General features: G+C 55.6%; 12 protein-coding genes and 1 pseudogene. 1 reads left to right on the top strand and 12 read right to left on the bottom strand.

Annotated elements, in window-relative coordinates:
* Positions 1-22: 22 nt before the first annotated feature.
* The 12 genes and pseudogenes from X742_RS159390 to X742_RS159350 form a co-directional block, all read right to left on the bottom strand.
* The gene (locus X742_RS159390; protein WP_023771484.1) at positions 23-1,141 is read right to left on the bottom strand and encodes a glycosyltransferase; all 1,119 of its coding nucleotides are present in this window, start codon (positions 1,139-1,141) and stop codon (positions 23-25) included.
* Complete coding sequence (locus X742_RS159385; RefSeq protein ID WP_280800189.1) at positions 1,138-2,319, bottom strand: glycosyltransferase family 1 protein; 1,182 nt, start codon at positions 2,317-2,319, stop codon at positions 1,138-1,140. Before X742_RS159385 ends, X742_RS159390 begins: the two co-directional genes overlap by 4 nt.
* A 328-nt stretch (positions 2,320-2,647) precedes the next feature.
* Positions 2,648-3,478 carry a class I SAM-dependent methyltransferase gene (locus X742_RS0136515; protein ID WP_156939369.1) on the bottom strand — a complete coding sequence of 277 codons (831 nt, stop codon included), beginning with the start codon at positions 3,476-3,478 and terminating at the stop codon, positions 2,648-2,650.
* Positions 3,479-3,582: 104 nt separating this feature from the next.
* Positions 3,583-7,236 carry a glycosyltransferase gene (locus X742_RS159380; RefSeq protein WP_023771488.1) on the bottom strand — a complete coding sequence of 1,218 codons (3,654 nt, stop codon included), beginning with the start codon at positions 7,234-7,236 and terminating at the stop codon, positions 3,583-3,585.
* Positions 7,236-8,636 (bottom strand): FkbM family methyltransferase, encoded by a 1,401-nt coding sequence (locus X742_RS1000000171500; RefSeq protein ID WP_023771489.1) that lies wholly within the window; start codon positions 8,634-8,636, stop codon positions 7,236-7,238. Before X742_RS1000000171500 ends, X742_RS159380 begins: the two co-directional genes overlap by 1 nt.
* Positions 8,636-9,493, bottom strand: coding sequence for an FkbM family methyltransferase (locus X742_RS159375; protein WP_023771490.1), 858 nt, complete (start codon positions 9,491-9,493; stop codon positions 8,636-8,638). The genes X742_RS1000000171500 and X742_RS159375 overlap by 1 nt, the downstream gene beginning before the upstream one ends.
* Positions 9,490-10,725: an ABC transporter ATP-binding protein gene (locus tag X742_RS159370; protein WP_023771491.1), complete on the bottom strand. Its 1,236-nt coding sequence runs from the start codon at positions 10,723-10,725 to the stop codon at positions 9,490-9,492. Before X742_RS159370 ends, X742_RS159375 begins: the two co-directional genes overlap by 4 nt.
* 2 nt (positions 10,726-10,727) lie before the next feature.
* Positions 10,728-11,513 (bottom strand): ABC transporter permease, encoded by a 786-nt coding sequence (locus X742_RS159365; protein WP_051407624.1) that lies wholly within the window; start codon positions 11,511-11,513, stop codon positions 10,728-10,730.
* Between the two features lie 35 nt (positions 11,514-11,548).
* Positions 11,549-12,499: a GDP-mannose 4,6-dehydratase gene (locus X742_RS159360; RefSeq protein WP_023771493.1), complete on the bottom strand. Its 951-nt coding sequence runs from the start codon at positions 12,497-12,499 to the stop codon at positions 11,549-11,551.
* Between the two features lie 25 nt (positions 12,500-12,524).
* Positions 12,525-13,511, bottom strand: a complete 987-nt coding sequence (gene gmd / locus X742_RS159355; RefSeq protein WP_023771494.1) for a GDP-mannose 4,6-dehydratase — start codon at positions 13,509-13,511, stop codon at positions 12,525-12,527.
* A gap of 55 nt (positions 13,512-13,566) precedes the next feature.
* Positions 13,567-14,984 (bottom strand): annotated as a pseudogene (locus X742_RS01000000169915) (mannose-1-phosphate guanylyltransferase/mannose-6-phosphate isomerase).
* Positions 14,984-16,414 carry a phosphomannomutase gene (locus X742_RS159350; protein ID WP_023771495.1) on the bottom strand — a complete coding sequence of 477 codons (1,431 nt, stop codon included), beginning with the start codon at positions 16,412-16,414 and terminating at the stop codon, positions 14,984-14,986. The pseudogene X742_RS01000000169915 and the gene X742_RS159350 overlap by 1 nt, the downstream one beginning before the upstream one ends.
* A 399-nt stretch (positions 16,415-16,813) precedes the next feature.
* On the opposite strand from X742_RS159350, the gene X742_RS159345 reads away from it, so the two are divergent.
* Entirely contained in the window at positions 16,814-18,802 is a 1,989-nt protein-coding gene (locus X742_RS159345) for a nucleoside-diphosphate sugar epimerase/dehydratase (RefSeq protein WP_023771496.1), read from the top strand.
* Positions 18,803-18,812: the final 10 nt, after the last annotated feature.

Here is an 18,812-nt window from a genome sequence, read left to right on the forward strand (position 1 = left end):
GTTGTCGCGGCGCAAAGCCGCTTCAGCGGCGGCCACTATCGAGCTGGCGGTAGAGATCGGCATAAGCCTTTCCCATCCTCTCGGCTGTAAAGAGCCTGATGTAGCGATCACGGGCAGCTTGCCCCCAACTCGCTGCTTCGACGGGCGAATCGACGATCCGGTTGATGGCTTCGGCCAGGCGTGCTGGATTTGAAGGCGGAACGACTAGCCCCGTCTCGCCGGCTTTGTTCACATAACTTGTTCCCGTCCCAATTTCGCACGAAATCATCGGTTTGCCGCACATGGCAGCCTCCACCAGTGAAAGCCCGTAGGCTTCCGACCTCTGGTTAGACGGAAAAACAAAGCCGAGGCAGTTGCGCAGCAGAGCCATCTTATGCTGCTCCGTGACCTCACCGAGAAACATCACATTCTTGCGGCCCAGCCTCTTGGCCTGAAGCTTGAGGCTCTGTTCGATGGGCCCCGACCCGGCAATAACGATCTTGCACCTGATCCTGTCGGCTGCCTCAATCAACACGTCCAGCCCCTTGTAATAGCGCAAGACGCCGACGAATAGCACGAAAGGCTCCGCCCCTGCCGCTTGGCACCAGCTGTTGTCGGCTTCGGTCGGCGTGGGATAAGCCGTTTCATCTATGCCGATGGGAATGATCTTCGATTTGCCCTTCAAGGTTCTGAGAATGGGGCTCGATCTCCAATAGTCCGGAGATGTCGCGACGACAGCATCGACGTCCTTCAGGAAGCGCAGCATCAGCGGTCGATAAAGTGGCAGGATAAGTTTCTGTTTGACGATATCGGAATGGTAAGTGACGACCGTCGGTTTGCCGTGACGGACGTGAAAATGCACGATGTCCATGAACGGCCATGGAAAATGGCAATGTATCAAGTCGGCATTTTTGGCGAGCGTTGCGAATTCCCGAAAGACCTCGCGTGAAAAACCGGTCGATGCCAGTTCGAAATCCAGTTTGGCCTTGCGGGCCATATGCCCATCGAAAGCCCGTGTGTTCTCGCCAGGGCTTCGGCTCAATGAAAGCACTTCGGTTTCGATGCCGTGGCGGGCCGTGCTTTGCGCGATGGCATGGATCGTCCGCTCCACGCCGCCAAACGTATCCGGCCAGTATGTCTTGAAGAAGTGCAGGACTTTCAAACGCGGGTCTTCCGTCTTTGCTCGATGGCCTGCTCAAAGATCTGCAGCATGCCCTTGGCGTGGTTCTCCCAGGTGAAGCGCCCGGCATTCTTCTTCGCATCCGCGGCGATGCCGTTCCGGAATTCCACATCGGTACAGAGGCGACTGAATGCAGCGGCGATTGCCGCCGGCTCTTCCGGGTCGACGAGCACAGCATTGTTTCCCGCCACTTCAGGCATCGACGAGGTGTTCGACGTCAGCACCGGTTTGCCGAAAGATTGTGCCTCGATGATCGGAAAGCCGAAACCTTCATAGAGCGACGGCATTGCCAGGAACAGGCAATTTGCATAGAGCGTGGCGAGTACGCGGTCGTCGACAAAGCCGGCAAACTTGATGTTAGTCTCGAGTCCATCTCTGCGCACCAGCTCGGCTAGGCGCGTCTGTTTCCATCCTTTGCCGCCGACGATGACAAGGTCGCAGGTGGAGCGGGCGCCGGCGGGCAGCAGGCTATAGGCCTTGATCAGATTGCCGAGGTTCTTGCGGGGCTCGAGCGTGCCGACAAAAAGCGCGTAGGGCTTGGTAATGCCGAGGGGCGCCAAACTCGAAAAATCGCGCGGAGCCGGCAGCGCGGTTGTGCCGGGTGCGACCGTCTTGATCGGCGATTTCAGCCAGGGGAACTCGGCGGCCAGGGCGGTGGCCGTTGCTGTCGAATCCGCGACCACGACATCAGCGGATTTCAGCGCGGGCTTCATCATCAAGCGGTCGCCCAGCCAGGTTCGGGTCCGCATGGTCTGTGCGGCGTACAGCCAGACGAGGTCGTGGACGGTCACCACCCGTCCAATCCCGCCGTTCAGAATGAAGGGCAGGCGATGAGATGGCCCCCACACGATATCCACCCGATCGCGCAAAGCCCAGGAGGGCAGGACTGCCTGTCCCCAGAACACCCTCGCGTAGGGACCATTGAGGTTGGCGACCTGGACGGAAACGCCAGGCGGAATACCATAACTCGCATTGATCTTGCTCGGCGCATAGACAAACACATCGGCGCCGAGCGCCACCAGCGTTTTGACCGAATTGTGCACGAATCTGCCAATCCCATCGGTGGCCGATCCGAGATTCCTGGCGTCGATCCCGATTTTCAATGTCTTCTCAGGAAACGCATAAGCAAGGGATTCCGGACACCTGTGCAAGTCAAGCACTTGAAAGATGATCAGCCGACGAAGGCATTGCGAGCAGCCCTACCATACGTCCTGCCAACTCGGAAGGAGTAGACACGTGGTTCCGAACGATGGCCCTTCAGTGCACTCGTTCACCATTGTTCTGCGGAAGTGTAGCGCGGCCGGTCGGCGGCGTCGATCTTGATCGGCCCCTGGCTTTCCGGAAGGGCAATCTCGGAGAACGGACTGGCATCTTAAGTCTTGGCGGTTAAAGCAGCCCGGTCAAAGTCCACTGGACGGGCCGACCTTGAAAGTTCCCATGTAGGAGATGTCCACGGCAACACATGCGCGCCGATATCGCACAAAACACTCAAATGGCTACCACTTGATGTCCATACATCGCCACTTCCTTGAACGAGGGATCTGCAGAAAATTTCTCGCGAGCAGCTTCATAGAAGGCGTGGTGTGCATCGACGGTGGTTAGCATCATCTTGTTGAACCCGACCAAGAACGGTGCAACCTTAGGGCGACTGAAAGCGAAATGCAAGCCCACAGCCTCATGGACCCCTGGCCAATGTGGGCTGTAATAGTCGTCAACGAAAATAACGCCCGCGTATTCAATCATCGCCATCGCTGTTTTGATGTCGTGGAAAGTATTATCAACAGTATGTGATCCGTCTATGCTGAACAACCTAGCGTTGCCGAACTTTCCGGCCATCTCGACTAAAGTAGCACCGTCGAGCTGGAGACTATTCATTTTTATAGCGTGTACTTCTGATGGTCGGTGGCAATATTTTTTGACGTTTTCCGAGAAGGTCTCCCGGTTTCCGTTTCCGGAACGATCAATGTTTTGGTGCTGGTCTTCAAAAATGTCGATTGCGATGGATGGCTCACCCGGCTGCATGACGTTATGGCAGGGAATGAAAAAGCGCCCGTGGTGAACGCCTATCTCTACATGGCATCCCCTAACGGAAAGCCTTTCATGAACTTCAGCAATGAGCTCAAGGACGTCGCGCATCCGCTCATGAACCCAACCCTCTACTTCATGAAAGCCCTTCTGGAAGAAGTCGGCAGGTGCAGGAGATTGCATTTTTTTCCACATCAAGATGGATGATCCTCCCAAGTAGCGTAATAGCAGCGGCCAGCCGAAGCGACAGCCAATGGGTTTGCCAGCCGCTGCCTCTGAAATGTCACGGTTCATACCCGAGACCCCTGTGGGCGAATTCGCACATCTCGGCCTTGATAGCAAACAAACTTCATCCTTCCCACACAAGTGTCAGGCTTCGTTGACCTGGTCAATCTGGTTCACGAAGCAAACCAGCTGTGGTGATGGTGCTTGATATGGAGCGCCTTGAGCATTAGCTCCAGTCGAGCAGACAGTCGTTTTTGTTGATGCGCTGTGCGCCAGCGCTCCGCATCGCTGGCCTTTCGTCTGGCCAACTCAGAATTCATAGAAAGCTCGGCAAGAAAGTTTTGAATCCCGATAGAAATCGAGTCTGGATCTTGACCCGGCAATTCAAATACCGCTTCACGAACGTCATCGAAAATCGGAAGCGGAGTAACAGCCACAGGTCGCTTAGCCGCAATTCCATAACGAACGGCACCGCTTGCGGACTCGCCGGTGTCTTCGTATGGGAAGACAATTAGATCCGCCTCAGTCAAAAGTGCGAAGCTTTCTTGATCGTCCAGGAAATCGGTATGAAGTTCTACATGCTGATCCAGCCCTAAATCGGCGATCAATTCACGAGCTCTTTGTATAAGTAGCCTTGAATGGGCAACATTATACTCAGCATTTACCATGCGCAACTTCACATCAACGCCATTTTTCCGAAGCAGGCCTACAGCTCGGATAAGGGTATGAAGCCCTTTATGAGGTAGAAAAAATCCATATGAGGCGAGGAGATAAGGCCCTTTGGCATCGCCGCGTGCCGCTTCTCGAGGTGCTACCGAATTTTCCTGAGATGCTACAGAACTCTCGATCAACCCATGCGGGAACAAAGTGACATTGTCGACCAATCCAATGTCCTTCAGGCGATTCATATCTGCTATGGAGTGAACAAGAATTCTGTGGCAGCATGACAGAGCCTTGGCAATGTCTCTTAGTCTCCTGTCCGGCAAAGAGGGAGGATCCTGCGTCGAATGAAGCATCAAAACCACAGTAATCCCCCTTCCTATTTGTATCTTTAAAAATCGGTTAAATTCACCGAAGTCAAAGAAGCTATAATTAAATTGGATAACCAAAACATCTACGGGATTATCATGAATTATCTGCGAAGCGCTTCTTAATTCGCCGCTTTGAGACCAGCAGCTGATTACCTTTTCATTTTGAAAATTGGCAGGGGTTTCGTGGGTGCAAAAGATAACCGGCATTTTCGAAAATTCCGCCAGCGTATGCTCTGAGTACGTTGCAATGCCGCAGGTCGCTTTCCAGGTCGACATCCAGCCGACTGATGATTCTTCTTCAACCTTGATTAAGGATCGCCTTGCAGCTTTTACGAGCCGCTGAGCCACCCCTGTCCATCGAAATTCGCGAAGGAGTTCTTTCCGGCCGAGGGCCGCGCGTCGCTTCAATTCCTGCTTCGGAAGTTCGAAGACGTCACGCATCGTAGCCGCCAAATGTCCGACATCCGCGGTGGCCCAGACGGAATCACTCAAGCCAAAATGGGTTTGTGTTCGTTCGAATTGATAGTCCACCAACCATGCTATTTCAGGTTTGCAAAAATCAAGTTGTCCTCCCCAACCTGTCGTAATCACAGGGAGCCCCGACATCATCGCCTCAGCCATTGGAAGCCCAAACCCTTCGGCACGACTTGGAGCAACCAGAACGTCGCAAGCTTCATACAGCGCTTTCAAGCGTGAACTATCAAAATCCTCCATGATTATCTCAACTCTCGGGAAATCACCGCGATGGCCGATCGCCTCTCTAAGCCAGCGATCAATCTCATTATGCGGATTTGGGAACGTCTTTATGATTAGGAGAACGTCGTCACGAGACGAAAAAGCTCTCCCGTAGGCATTCAACAACAGATCTGCGCCTTTTCGAGGAAAGCAAGATGAAACGTGTAGAAACTTGAAGCCTGTCTGTGACAACCGAAATGCCGAATCCGCGACTATGCGGTCCCAATGGTCAATGCCGCACCCGGAAACCGACAATGGTACGGTGACGCCGTGGTCGATTAGAATTTTTTCCACATGAGGCGACAGACAGGTGATCGCCTGCAAATGCTTGTTGAACTCTCCCGCCCATTCTAGAGGGAAGCCGGATTCCTCCCAGGCATAGTGGTGAAGCATGTTGGTCGGACTTGCCATGTCGTCGACACGTGGCGGATAGAGGATTCGACTGGTTACGTCGGCATCGCGTTGGCCGAGTTCTTGCGATCGAATCCACATCGCATCAAGGTCCGGGTTCTGCCTTAGATAATCTCGATTTGGTAGAAAGTCGCCGGGCCCCTCTGTCGAGAACAACGCAACGTCGTGGCCTAGATCTGATAGCGCGCGCGCTGTTTCTCGATTGAGCAGCGCCAAACTGTAGCTGCTGTCGAACGGTCCTTCGACACGCCACTTTAGCTCTTTCGACAGATCGAGAGATGCTTGAGACTTTTTTGTATCTCGGAAACTGTTCTCTATAGCTTCTGCCGTACGCAGAAGGTCGTCGTCTGTAGCTCCGTCGACTGAAGCGATAGAGTCGATCAAAGCCCGATATCCGGCGCCAGTCCCAGCCCTCCCAACGGCTCGGTCTGAATGGCTCAATACGCTCTCGAATGCCCTGATCGCTTTTCCCGCAGACTGATCCCAGGAAAATTGATGTGCCCGATCCAATCCCCGTCGCGACAGCTCCGCGCGAAACCCATCGTCAGTGAGAGCGGCGAGCATCTTGGCGGAAATGGACCGCTCGTCCATTGGGTCAAAAAGTGCCTCATCCCAACCGATCACTTCCGGAATACTGGTTGTTCCCGCAGCGATGGTTGGTGCACCGCATTTCATCGCCTCTAAGACGGGCAGGCCGAAGCCCTCGTGCCAAGACGGAAACACAAAGAGTCGGCAAATATTGTAAAGCTCCACAAGATGCCGGTCGCTCACATATCCAAAGAGTCGGAAATCCTCGTCGGTTAAGCCCAAGGAGTAAGCTTTGGCCTTTAACTGAATCGCAGGGATTTCCCCTACCTTGCCAGCAATTCCCAAAATATGCTGACGACGAATATCAAGCGGAAGAGCAGAAAACGCACCAAGCAAACGGTCTATATTTTTACGAAAATCAATGCCGCCGGTATATAACACCAGTTCTCGATTCAGGGAGAATCTTCTGGTCGCTTCATCTTTATCAAGCTGGATGATCTGTTTAAATTCATCAGAGGTAGATCCAGACATATTAAATACCCTATCCCTGTCCAGAGAAAGAAGTGAAACAGCTTCTTCGGCCGTATACTGGGATATCGCCAAACAGATGTCTGATCTTTTTAGATAATCAATCTTTTCGAAATAGAATTTCTCCGATGGCGAACCGGAGGGGAGATACATATCTCTGTAAATATAGGGGATCAAGTCATACAGAGTGGTAGCTATCAGAGATGATCCCGGAAGTTGACGAATGCTTGAAGCAGAATGATCGCTGAATCCTTCGAACAAGCTGCTTATGTGGACGACATCCGCGTGAAGCGACTCGGTGAAGGCTTCGAAAATCTTTTCGTTGGCTGACTTCCGCCAGCCGACATCATACCAGTCGTCACCGAGGCGGCGATTAGCGCCGTTCCAAACGTGAAAGGAATGATGCGGCGCCACATTGCCTAGAGAATCAAATACAAAATCAAGCGAGTCCGGCATGTTTCCATTTAGGATAAAGCATACCTCATGATGGCCACGGTTTCGATAGATCGCTTCTGCGAGCGAAATGGTATAACGGCCAATCCCACGAAATCGGCTTTCAGTTTGCGCCCCCTGTAGGTCTAGAGCAATTCGCATTAGATTTCTCTTCTTCTCTCTAAAGATTGCTCAAGGTCAAGAAAAATTCTGTTGGCATCAGAGGATCTTAATATCCGTTCATCGACATCAAGGTTGTGTCGAGATCTATGCAAATAGGATTTAGAAGAATTCGAACCTCCGGAAAATTTAATACGTGAGTGATTATCCGAGACAATCTTGGCTATACTGAAATCGCGAAAGAGATTAAACAAAGGTGGGTAGCGTCTTAGCTGTTCAGATAAAAACGCCTTTAATCTGGGTCGTTTGATAACAAATCGGATCGCAAAAATAGCAAGAGAATTTCTCTTCGATTTCAAGGAACGCAAAGTAAAATCAGAAAAACCGCGCTTAAACATCCTACCCGTTCGCCGATAGGGGCCCATCAGTTTCCACGATCTGCTTTGATAAATCTCTTCGATTTGCTTCTGTAGAGTTTCGGATTTTAGCCACCATTCGTGAGTGCGCAATTCTTCTGCCGATAACTCCCGTTTCAAATTTAATATAGTACGGCTATTTTCCAATGCATTAGAGACCAAGCGAGATATTTCAGTATCCCGCTCCTCAATAGCCGATTCTCTATCAGCCAACTGCTTCGCGGCTGTGGCATCAGCGTCAACTATATGTTGGTGGAGGCGAGCAATTTCGGCATCACGCTCCTCGACGTAAGCTTCTTTAATAGCCAATTCCTGCCGCATCGGAGCGAGCATGTCGGATGTGCTAGAAGCCGGAAAAACGAACTGATCGAAATGGTTCGGCCCTGGTCCGAATGAACCTTTCAGCTCTGGATGTCCTTCGCTGACGTAGAAGCGATTCAAACCGTCGAAATAGACGAAATCATAGCCCAACCCTTTGAGATGAGGTTGCCATTCCGCATGACTCCTTTCCCTCGAAAGCGGCAAGGTGCTTTCCACCACGACAATCCAAGGGCGCACCGCGGAAGCCCCCCAGCTTTCAATGACCACAGATTCCATGCCCTCGACATCGATTTTGAGCCAGTGAACCACCCTCTCGGCGTGCCGGTCCAAGAGGTTCTGAAGGCTGACGAGCGGTACTAGTCGCTCTTTCATCTCGAATCCAGCTTCGACATGCTGCTTAGCAATGGCAACGTCCCCGGTGCTGAGGCCCGTTCCCGGAAATTCATGGAAAGTCAGGTGACCTGTATCCGTACCGATTGCTGCCTCGATCACCTCTTCGTCCGGTCGCGCTGCACGTATCTTGGCGGCATACGCGGCGACAGGCTCAACGTGTACCCCGCGCCAGCCTTGCTCATAAAAGGAGAGACTCACGGAATCCTGGACCGGATCCTGGGCCCCGATGTCGATGTAAAACCCGCGCTCAACCGACTTTAAGGCACGCCACAGTATGACGTCTTCGAAATTTTGTGCGTAGGAGGTAAACATCAGCGTTCAGGAAACAACGAAAGAGAGGCTTTATTTAGCGACACCGGCGGAAGTTCGATGCGCCGGTCCTCAGGAAAGAAACTCGCCGCAATTAGTCCATCACCGCTGTAGGATTGCTGCACGTCATGCTCGGCCAGGATGACGGCACCAAAATCCAGCAGCGCATCCCTGCAATCCGCATGCGTCGTTCGTGAGCCGGAAATGCTGCTATGGTGCGTCGACACGACCACAAACCGCACCTGCCTGCCTTCTACCGCTGCTGCCATTGAGCGAATGAAGGGCAGCTCTGCTCCCTGCACGTCCATGTGCAGGATCTCGATATTCCTATTCGCCAACTGGGATACCGCAGCCATATCGAAACAAGGCACCGTCCGAACTAGTCCGTCCGACTCACAACGTAATTCAAGGCCTTCGAGGCTCTCGCCGCCGACACAGCCATTGTGAAAACTGATGCGACTTTCGAGCCGGTTCAGGCTCGCATTGTTCTTGCCTAGTTGAAGATTCTTTGGATCCGGCTCAATGCAGATTGCCGATGCATTGGCAATTTCATGTAAGTACCACAGAGTATAGTAGCACCAGAACGAGCCTAGCTCTACGATCAGGGAATTGTGGCGGACGTAGCGTAGAATATGATGGAAAACCAGCTCTTCCTGCGGCTCGTGATGGCCCCGTAGCGCGCGGATGATCTGTGCCATCCAGTCACCATGATATCCGCCCGCCTTCATCCGTAAGCCGTTATGCATGACCTGAATAGGGCCGGTCGGCGTGTCCCGGATGCGCCCTGCTTCCCGTACCTTCGCGATGCCAGCGCAGTCGGCGCAACTGCTCGTCATTATGGCTCGTTCGAGCTCATTCAAACCGCAATCCCCCGTATAACGAACCTTGCGTCAAGCGCAGACGTTCCTGTGAAAAACGGATGGGTTGCGTTTATCACGTCGAAAACTAATGCGTTGTCCTGCCACTCGTAGTTATTCTCCAGATGTGTGTCCGAACTGGCCAGAGACAGCGAGAAGGAATATGAGCCTTGGCCCAAAGTGCAGGTGAAGGGCAGCTGGAACTCAATCTCCTCGCCTTCTTTGACATGCTGAAGGGCCTGGCCTGTATGCCATGTGTTAGTGCCCCAAATGACGTGGCCAGTGCGGTCGCGCAGCATGTAGCCTAGCACCAGGCGAGAAACATCCGCCTCTGCTTTGGCGACTAACCTCAACATCAGAGACTGTCCTATTTGCGCGACCTTCACCAACTCTCGGCTCTCGGCATCGAGAAGTTCCAGTGTCGATGCCCTGACCTGAAATGTTCCCGACCTAGTGAACGCCCAGCCGTCTTTCTTTCGCTGCTGCTCCACGGCGAGCTTCTTGTTCTCCTTGGTCGCGATCAGGGCGTTGTAATAGTCGACCACCTCGTCGGGCTGCCCATCCTTCAGCACACGCCCCTTGTCCAGCAGGATCACCCTGTCGCAAAGCGCTCTCACGTCGCCCAGGCTATGAGTGACAAGAATGATCGACGTGCCCGCAGTCCTGAAACTGCGGATCCGGTCGAAGCTCTTGTGCTGGAAATAGCTGTCGCCAACCGAAAGCACCTCGTCGACGATCAGCACCTCCGGCCGTTCGGCGGTGGCGAGGGCAAAGGCCAGGCGCGCCTGCATGCCGCTCGAATAGGTTCGAAGCGGCTGATCGAAGAACTCCCCGATCTCGGCGAATTCTTCGATATGCGGCATCAGTTCGTTCAGGCGTGCCTGTGAAAGGCCCATCAGCCCGCCGGAATGGAAGGCGTTCTGTCGCCCGGTGAATTCGGGATTAAAACCGAGCCCGAGTTCGAGAATGGCGCTAATGCGCCCGCCGACATGCGCCGTACCTTCGGTCGGCCGCACGGTACCCGTGATCAGCTTTAGAAGAGTGCTTTTGCCGGCGCCGTTTTGCCCTATGAGCCCGAGCGCTTCCCCAGCCGAGAGGGAAAACGAGATATCTCTGACTGGCCAGAATTCCTCGGTGGGTTTGACTGGCGCGCCAAACCAGCCCGCAAACCTTACAAGGTTGCTTACATAGTTTGCATAGCGCTTCGACAGGTGACTGACGGATAGGACGATCATAACTATAGCCCGTCGATGAGTTCAGGGCTGGCGCGCCGAAAGAACACGATCGCAAAGCCCATGCTCACCAGCCCCAAGACCGCAGGCACAATCAGGCTTTCTGGACTTGGCCAGCGGTTGAACAGCAGTGCGTCCTGATACAACGCCGCCAACGGCACAATGGGGTTGAGATTGAGCAAAAAGGAGTATTTTTCCGGCAAGACGTTGGCCGGATAGACAATTGGCGTCAGCCAGTACCAGAGCTGCAGCACGATTGTCATGACCTGCGCGACGTCGCGGATGAACACGTTCATCACACCAAGGATGACGCCGAGGCCAAACCCGATTGCTGCGATCAGAATGATACCGACCGGCAACAGGATCAACGCGCGGCCCGGCAGATGCCCGAGGAAGATAAATATGATGAAAAGAGCGACCAACAGCAGAAGGTGATTGATCAATGCGGTGCCGCCGACGATGATCGGCAGGCATAGGCGCGGAAAAACAATCTTCTTCATCACTGGCGCCTGTTCGATGAACACGGTCATGCTGTGCGTGAGAATTTCGCTGAACAGCGTCCATGCCGCCATGCCGGACAGAAGGTAGATTGGGTAGGCTGCGGGACTATCCGTGTCCGGAAGCCGCGCCTTGAGCACTTCCGAAAGCACGATGGAGAAGATGATCGCCTGCGCAAGAGGGTGAAGGATGAACCACAGGCCGCCCAGGCGTGACCGCACAAAACGCCCTTTCAAATCTCCTCTGATAGAAGAGACGATGAAATGGCGATATTGCCATAGGCTTCGGAACATTTTGCTCAACCTTTTTGTGCGCTGCGGTGGTGATGTCAGCGGGCGTTACATAGCCGGTGCCAATATCCGAAAACGTCGGCAATTGTCTGTTCGAACGGCACCAAAGGCGTCCAATTCAGCCTATTGTGTGCTTTTGCCGCATCACCGCACATGACAGGAATGTCATTGGGGCGGAATTTGGCCGGGTCGGTACGCACCTCGATGTCGATGCCCGACTGCGCTATGAGCATATCCAGTACATGCTGGATCCTCCGCGGTCGTCCTGATGCGATGTTATAGACCTGGTCGGGCCCGGCATCCAGATCCAGAAATGCCGCACTCGCATAAGCGCGCACCACGTCGCGAACATCGAGGAAGTCGCGCTCGGCTTCGAGATTTCCGACGCGGATGACCGGCTCGCTTTTTCCCGATACGATCTCGGCAATCTGCCGCGCGAAGGCGGAAACCACAAAGGCGTCCGACTGGCCAGGGCCTGTATGGTTGAACGGGCGAAAGCGCACCGCGCGCAGGCCGTCATAGGCCATTTGCCCGATCATCAGGTCCGCAGCCGCCTTGGTGGCGCCGTAGACCGTCATCGGTTGAAGCGGCGCAGCTTCCGTGAGCGGGCCGGCCACGCTCGCAAACGAAACCCCATAGGCTTCCGAACTGCCAATGTAAACGAACCGGGCCTTCGGCGCGTGGCGCATCACCGATTCGCCAAGGTTCATCGTTCCCGTGAAGTTGACGTTCCAGGCATGCCGTGGGGCGTTGCGGGCATCGGAAGGTGCTGCAACCGCGGCCAAATGAATGAGCGAGGTGGGCTGGACCTCCCGCACCGCAGCGTCGACCGCATCCCGGTCCAGCAGGTCGATCACGTTTCGCTGGCCTTCGCCATGACCAAACGCGAATACCTCGCAGGAACTGTGTTCCAGGAGGTGCAACAGTGCAGAGCCGACAAATCCGCTTGCCCCGGTAATCAGGATACGATGCTTCAAATTACCGACCATGAGGCAAAAAGGGTTCCCGCCCAGCTTAACGTCTGACTAGGTCCGCGTGACGCTCGAGATCCGCATCCACCATTTCGCGGATCATCTCTTCCAGCGAGATCGTCGCTTCCCAGCCCAGCTTCGCCTTTGCCTTGGCTGGATTGCCGAGCAGGATTTCGACTTCCGCCGGCCTGAACAGGTCGGGATCGATGACAAGGTGGTCGTCAACATTAAGCCCGACGTGCTCGAATGCAATCCGGCACATGTCGCGCACTGTCGTCGTCCTGCCTGTCGCGATCACGTAATCATCCGGCTGGTCCTGCTGCACCATCAGCCACATCGCGCGGACATAGTCCTTGGAATGACCCCAATCACGCTTGGCGTCGATGTTCCCAAGCCGCAATTCCTTTGCCATGCCTTTCTTGATGCGCGCGACCGCATCAGTGACTTTGCGGGTAACGAACTCGATGCCGCGAAGCGGGGATTCATGGTTAAACAAGATGCCGCTCGATGCATGCAGGCCGAAACTTTCACGATAATTGATCGTGATCCAATGCCCATAGAGTTTCGCCACCGCATAGGGAGAGCGGGGGTGGAAAGGTGTTGTCTCGGATTGAATAGGCTCTTGGATGAGGCCGTACATTTCCGAGGACGAGGCCTGATAGAAACGAGCTTCGGGCGATTCGAGGCGGATTGCCTCGAGCACATTGGTCACGCCTATGCCGGTGACGTTACCTGTCAGGATCGGCTGCTGCCACGACGATTTGACGAAGGATTGAGCGGCAAGATTATATACTTCATCCGGCCTCACATCGCGCATCGTTCTAGCCAAGCCAGACAGATCCGTCAGGTTTCCGTCCACGACCTGGACGTCTTTTTTGATGCCGAGCCACTTCAGGCGCGTGGTGTTCACATCGGCCGTGCTTGAACGCCGCGCAAGGCCGTGAACCTCATATCCTTTGGCAAGCAGGAGTTCTGCCAGATAGGCGCCGTCCTGCCCGGTAATGCCGGTGATCAAGGCTTTCTTTGTCATCAATGTTCTCGGTTCTATCTAGTGGGCTCGCCAAGCACCGCGAGTCAATGGGTTGTCAGCTGCGGCCGTATATGTCGTCGAAGCGCACGATGTCATCCTCGCCGAGATAATCGCCGCTTTGCACTTCGATGATCACCAAGTCAATTCTTCCTGGATTTTCCAGTCTGTGTTTATGACCGCAAGGGATGTAGGTCGACTCGTTGGTCGCCAGAAACAACTCTTGGTCGCCGTTGACAATTTTCGCAGAGCCGCTGACCACCACCCAGTGCTCGGAACGATGATAGTGCATTTGCAGGCTCAGCCGCCGACCGGGCTTCACTTCGATGCGTTTGATCTTGAAGCGCTCGCCTTCCTCCAGAACTGTATAGGTACCCCACGGGCGGTGCACCGTGCTGTGAAGCAGGTGCGCTTCATGTCCAGAAGCCTTGAGGTCGTCAAACAGCTTCTTGACGTCCTGAACACGGTCGCGGGATGCGACAAGCAATGCGTCTGGGGAATCCACGATGACCAAGTCGCTGACGCCGACCGTGCCGATGACGCGCCTATCGGAGCTCACATAGCTCCCGGTTGTGTCGATCATGTGAACATCGCCGCGTATCCTGTTCCCGCTTGCATCGGGAGCGATCAGATCGGCCATTGCGTTCCAGGATCCGATGTCGTTCCAATCCATGTCGCAGGGAACCACGGCAAGATTGTTCGTCTTCTCCATGACCGCGTGGTCAAGCGAGACTCGCGGGGCGGAGCCAAAGTGCTCGGGCGCGAGTTCGATCTTGGCAAAGCCTTCGCCTTGACTGAAGTGGCCATTCTCATAGCTGTCCGAGACAGCCTGGATCACCGCGGGACAATGCAAAGCCATTTCGTCGAGCATGGTTTGTGCGCTGAAGCAGAAGATGCCGCCGTTCCAGAAGAAGCGCTTGGATGAGACATAGGCCTTGGCCGTCTCGAGATCAGGTTTTTCAACGAAACGGACGACTTTCTCACCATCCGCTTCGATATAACCGAATGCAGTGTCCGGTCTGGTTGGGCTGATGCCCAGTGTGGCGATCCGCCCCAGTTGCGCGTGTTCGATGGCCCGGCCCATCACGGCTAGAAAAGCAGGCAGGTTGCCAATCATGTGATCCGCCGGGAAGACACATAGAATTGCCTCTGGACCCTGCGTTGCCTTGGCATGGATAGCGGCCGCCGCCACTGCGGCGNGGCCGTATCTCGGCCTTCCGGTTCGAGCAGAAATGTGCGCGGCAACATCACGGAATCCAGTTCGTCGAAATCGTCTTTCGTCAGGAACAGGTGTTCTCCGGACGTTACCACGACGAGTTCCACGACATGCTCTATCGAAGCTGCGCGCAACACCGTGTGCTGAATAAGAGAATGTCCGTCAGCCACTTTGAGGAAAGGTTTGGGGTGCGATTGCCTCGAGGCGGGCCATAGTCGCGATCCGGCTCCACCGCTGATGATGACGGGAACCACTTTCATTAAACGACCTCTGTTTCGTTAGTGGATGAGATTGCCCGCGCCCTCTCAAGCGTCAGCTCCACGATCGCTTTCGCCCTTTCGTGGTTCGCAGCTTCCGAGTAGCACCGAAGCTCCGGCGCGTTGCCTGATGGCCGCAGATGGATGATCTCGCCGTTCAGCATTAGTGTCCTCAAGCCGTCGGTCTCGTCAATTTCGGCAACAGTCCCAAAAGGCGCAAGAAATTGCTGCAGCGCATCCGGGTCCGCGAATCGACGCATCAAGCCACGCGAACGTTCCACGGGGAAGTTCTCAAGCCGTTCGCTAGCACACGCAGGAAGGCTCCACAGCTCGCGCTGGCACGACAGCGCATGTCCTGTCGATGCAACCAGACCGAGGACTGCGAGGATAGGGAGCAACGAATCCCGTGTCGGCAATGCCGTCAATGTCTTTCCATGCAGGAAACAATCCGACCCCAGGAGAACGCCGCCGTTGGCCTCGAAGCCAACAACGATGCGACCGGCATGGGATGACGCTTCCATGGCCTCGATGACAAAAGGGGATCCGACCTTTGTGCGCACGACCTCGAAGCCGAAGGTTTCGGAAATGCCCGAATTGGAGGTCACCGGCGTCACGACAATGTCTGCATGCAAGAACAAAGCCGTGGCCAGCCCGATCAGGTCTCCGCGAAAAAGATCGCCATTCTCGTCGGCGATAAGTGGTCGATCGGCATCGGCGTCGGTCGACACGATAGCGTCGAGCTTGAATTCTCGAGCCCAACCCTTGAACTTTGCAATTGTGGTCGGGTCAACGGCTTCGGTGTCGACAGGTACGAAGGTATCGGATTTCCCGACAGGTATCACATGGGCGCCAAAAGATTGGAGAATATGCACGAGAAGGTCCGCCGCGACCGAACTGTGCTGATAGATGCCAAGCCTCATGCCGGAAAGGGATTCAGGCCCCAGGATGTCGTTAGCGCGCGCGCGATAGGCGGTAATCGCCTGGTCATGATGTCCTGGCAAGGCCGTTCCTATTGCCGGCGGGGCGTTATAAGCCTCTGACCTTTCGGCGGCATAGCGTGCCATAGCGGCTTCGTCGGCCTTGCTGATCTCGCCCTGCGGGTTATAGAATTTGATGCCGTTGCGGTCAGCGGGTATATGCGAACCGGTCACCATAAGCGCCGCTGCGCCATGCTGCCGAGCATACAACGCCAAAGCTGGTGTTGGAATGGCACCGCAATCGATCGGTTGAAATCCACCAGCCACCAAAGCAGCCATGCAGTTGGCTGCAATGGTAGGACTGCTATCGCGCAAGTCGCGACCTATGAACACCTTGGCCTTCGGCTGGACTCCACCGGCAACCAGGCGCGAGCCGAAAGCCTCAGTATAAAGCCCACTGGGCTTACCGACCAGTTCTGAAGCCAACCCTCGAAGGCCACTTGATCCAAACTTCATCACTTCACTTCGGCTGGTGAAAGGGAAGCTCGTAATATTGCAGTGCGCCCATCTGTCAACCGGAAATCGTTTGGCCAGCCGTCCAGTGTTCCTCGGGCTCTTCCAAATAGTGCATCGGTAATTCCTTGGGCGAGACTCCGTGAGCATTGAGCAGAAAGGCGGCTCAAATCCGCCGAAATTCCAATTTTTCGGCCGGTCTCGTAATCTACCCGCGTCGCGCGAGAGTGTTTATCAGCGGAAGCTACTTTTCCAATCGCTGTTATATGATATTCATCAACGCGGTCGTTCTTAAGACGCCGTGAAAAAATGCCTGGAGATGGCTTCACGTTCACGCTATGCGATAAGACTTGGCGCCGCATTGGTGTTGAAGTTCTCACGTCCGGAGTTCAGTGCTACCCGATGGTATCCCATATAGAAGCTGTGTTCGGGCTCAGGCCACAGACGCGGCGCGCCTTCATCATGGTTCAGGACGTGCTCATGGTCCTGGTCGCCGTGGCGCTTAGCCTTGTCCTGTCGCGGTCGGATCTTTCCTTTGGGGCGCTCTCCACGGAGGGCCTTGTCACCTGGGCCGGCATCGTGGTCATCAGCCATCTGCTGTTCAGATATTGCGGCCTCTACACCACGGTCTGGCGCTTCGCCTCGACGCCTGATTTCTTCAACATTCTGAAGAGCTGCGCGATCCTGACGTTCGTGCTCTACGCCGTTTCGCTGGTCGTACGTTCCTTTCAGCCTGTCGCGGGGCTCAACGAGCGCCAGTTCATCGTCTTCCTGCTCGTCTCCTTCACCATCATCTCGGCGCCCCGGCTGTTCTACCGCTTCCTGCGTGACGGGGCGAGCTGGGGTGTTCTCAGCGGAAAGGCCGACACGGCGCGCACCAAGCAGGCCCTGTTCGTCGGCCGGCTCGGCGAGGCCGACCTGATCATTCGTTTCACGCGCACGGCGCAACCCGCCGACCATACCATCGCCGGCATCATGGCTACCGAGCATGGCGCACCGCTGGGCACGCGCATTCAAGGAGTTCCGGTGGTGGCGACCCGGCCGCGTCTGATCGATGTCCTGGAAGACTATGCGACCGGCACCAAGAGCCTCGATCTCCTGATCTTCGGCAGCGGCGCCGAGCATGAGATCGAGGAATATTCGGAGCTGGTCCGCGTCGCGCGTCACGGCGACATTGCGGTCGTGCAGTTCGCTGGCCTTTCGCAGCTGGGCCAGGAAGGAAAGCTCGTTCTCGATGCCGTCGAGATGGAAACCATCCTGCGCCGCCCGACTGTGCCGTCCGACATCGAGCGCATCGGCGCCTTCGTTGGTGGCAAGCGCGTCCTTGTCACGGGAGGCGCCGGCTCCATCGGGCGAACGCTGGTCAAGCGGTCGCTGGAGCTTGGAGCCGAGGCCGTGCTGGTCGCCGACAATTCCGAATTCGGCATCTTCCAGTTGAGCCAGTATATCGACGAGAAGCATCATGACCGCCTCAAGGTCCGCATTGTCGATGTCGCGGACCGGCGCCAGATGACGCGCGTCGTCACGGAATTCAAACCTGACATCATCTTCCATGCAGCGGCGTTGAAGCATGTTCCGCTGCTGGAGGAGAATTGGGAATCGGCCATCCAGACCAACGTCTTCGGCACGCTTGTCTGCGCCGAGGTCGCCGCCAAATGCGGGGTGGCGCAATTCGTAATGGTCTCGAGCGACAAGGCCGTCGATCCGACCTCCGTGCTCGGCATGACCAAGCGGGCCGCCGAACAGATCGTCAGCGCCTTGCACGGCACGCCGGTCGGCGAACCGGGCGGGCGTCGCGCCTCCACCAAGTTCATCGCCGTGCGCTTCGGCAACGTCTTCGGCAGCAATGGCTCGGTGGCGACCATATTCCAGGCGCAGATCGAGGCCGGCGGGCCGGTCACCATAACCGACCGGCGCATGACGCGCTATTTCATGACTGTCGCCGAAGCCGTCGATCTCGTCATCATGTCGGCGGCCGATGCCGCCTCGCGGCCGGCTGGCCAGGATTACGCCGTCTACATGCTCGACATGGGCAAGCCCGTGCCGATCGTCGAAGTGGCCGAGACGATGATCCGCATGGCGGGAAAAAGCCCCTATACGGACATTCCAATCCGCTTCACAGGCATCCGCCCGGGCGAAAAGCTCCACGAGACCCTGCACGGCGAGGACGAGGAACTGGTGGAACTCAGCATTGCCAAGATCTTCGGCCTGAGCACCGATGTCGCGCAGTGGTCGGATGTCCAGACAGCACTTGCGGCGCTTCAGCAGGAGATGAAGAGCCAGGACAAGGCGGCTTCGCTTGCCGCGCTTGCCGGTCTTGACCGCGCCAAGAAGGCGAGGGGGGCCACGCCTCAAGAGGTGATCCCGAAAACGGCTGGGCAGGCGACTTAGGCCCTGCAGA

This window comes from Mesorhizobium sp. LNHC229A00 (genome assembly GCF_000502415.1).
Lineage (GTDB): Bacteria > Pseudomonadota > Alphaproteobacteria > Rhizobiales > Rhizobiaceae > Mesorhizobium.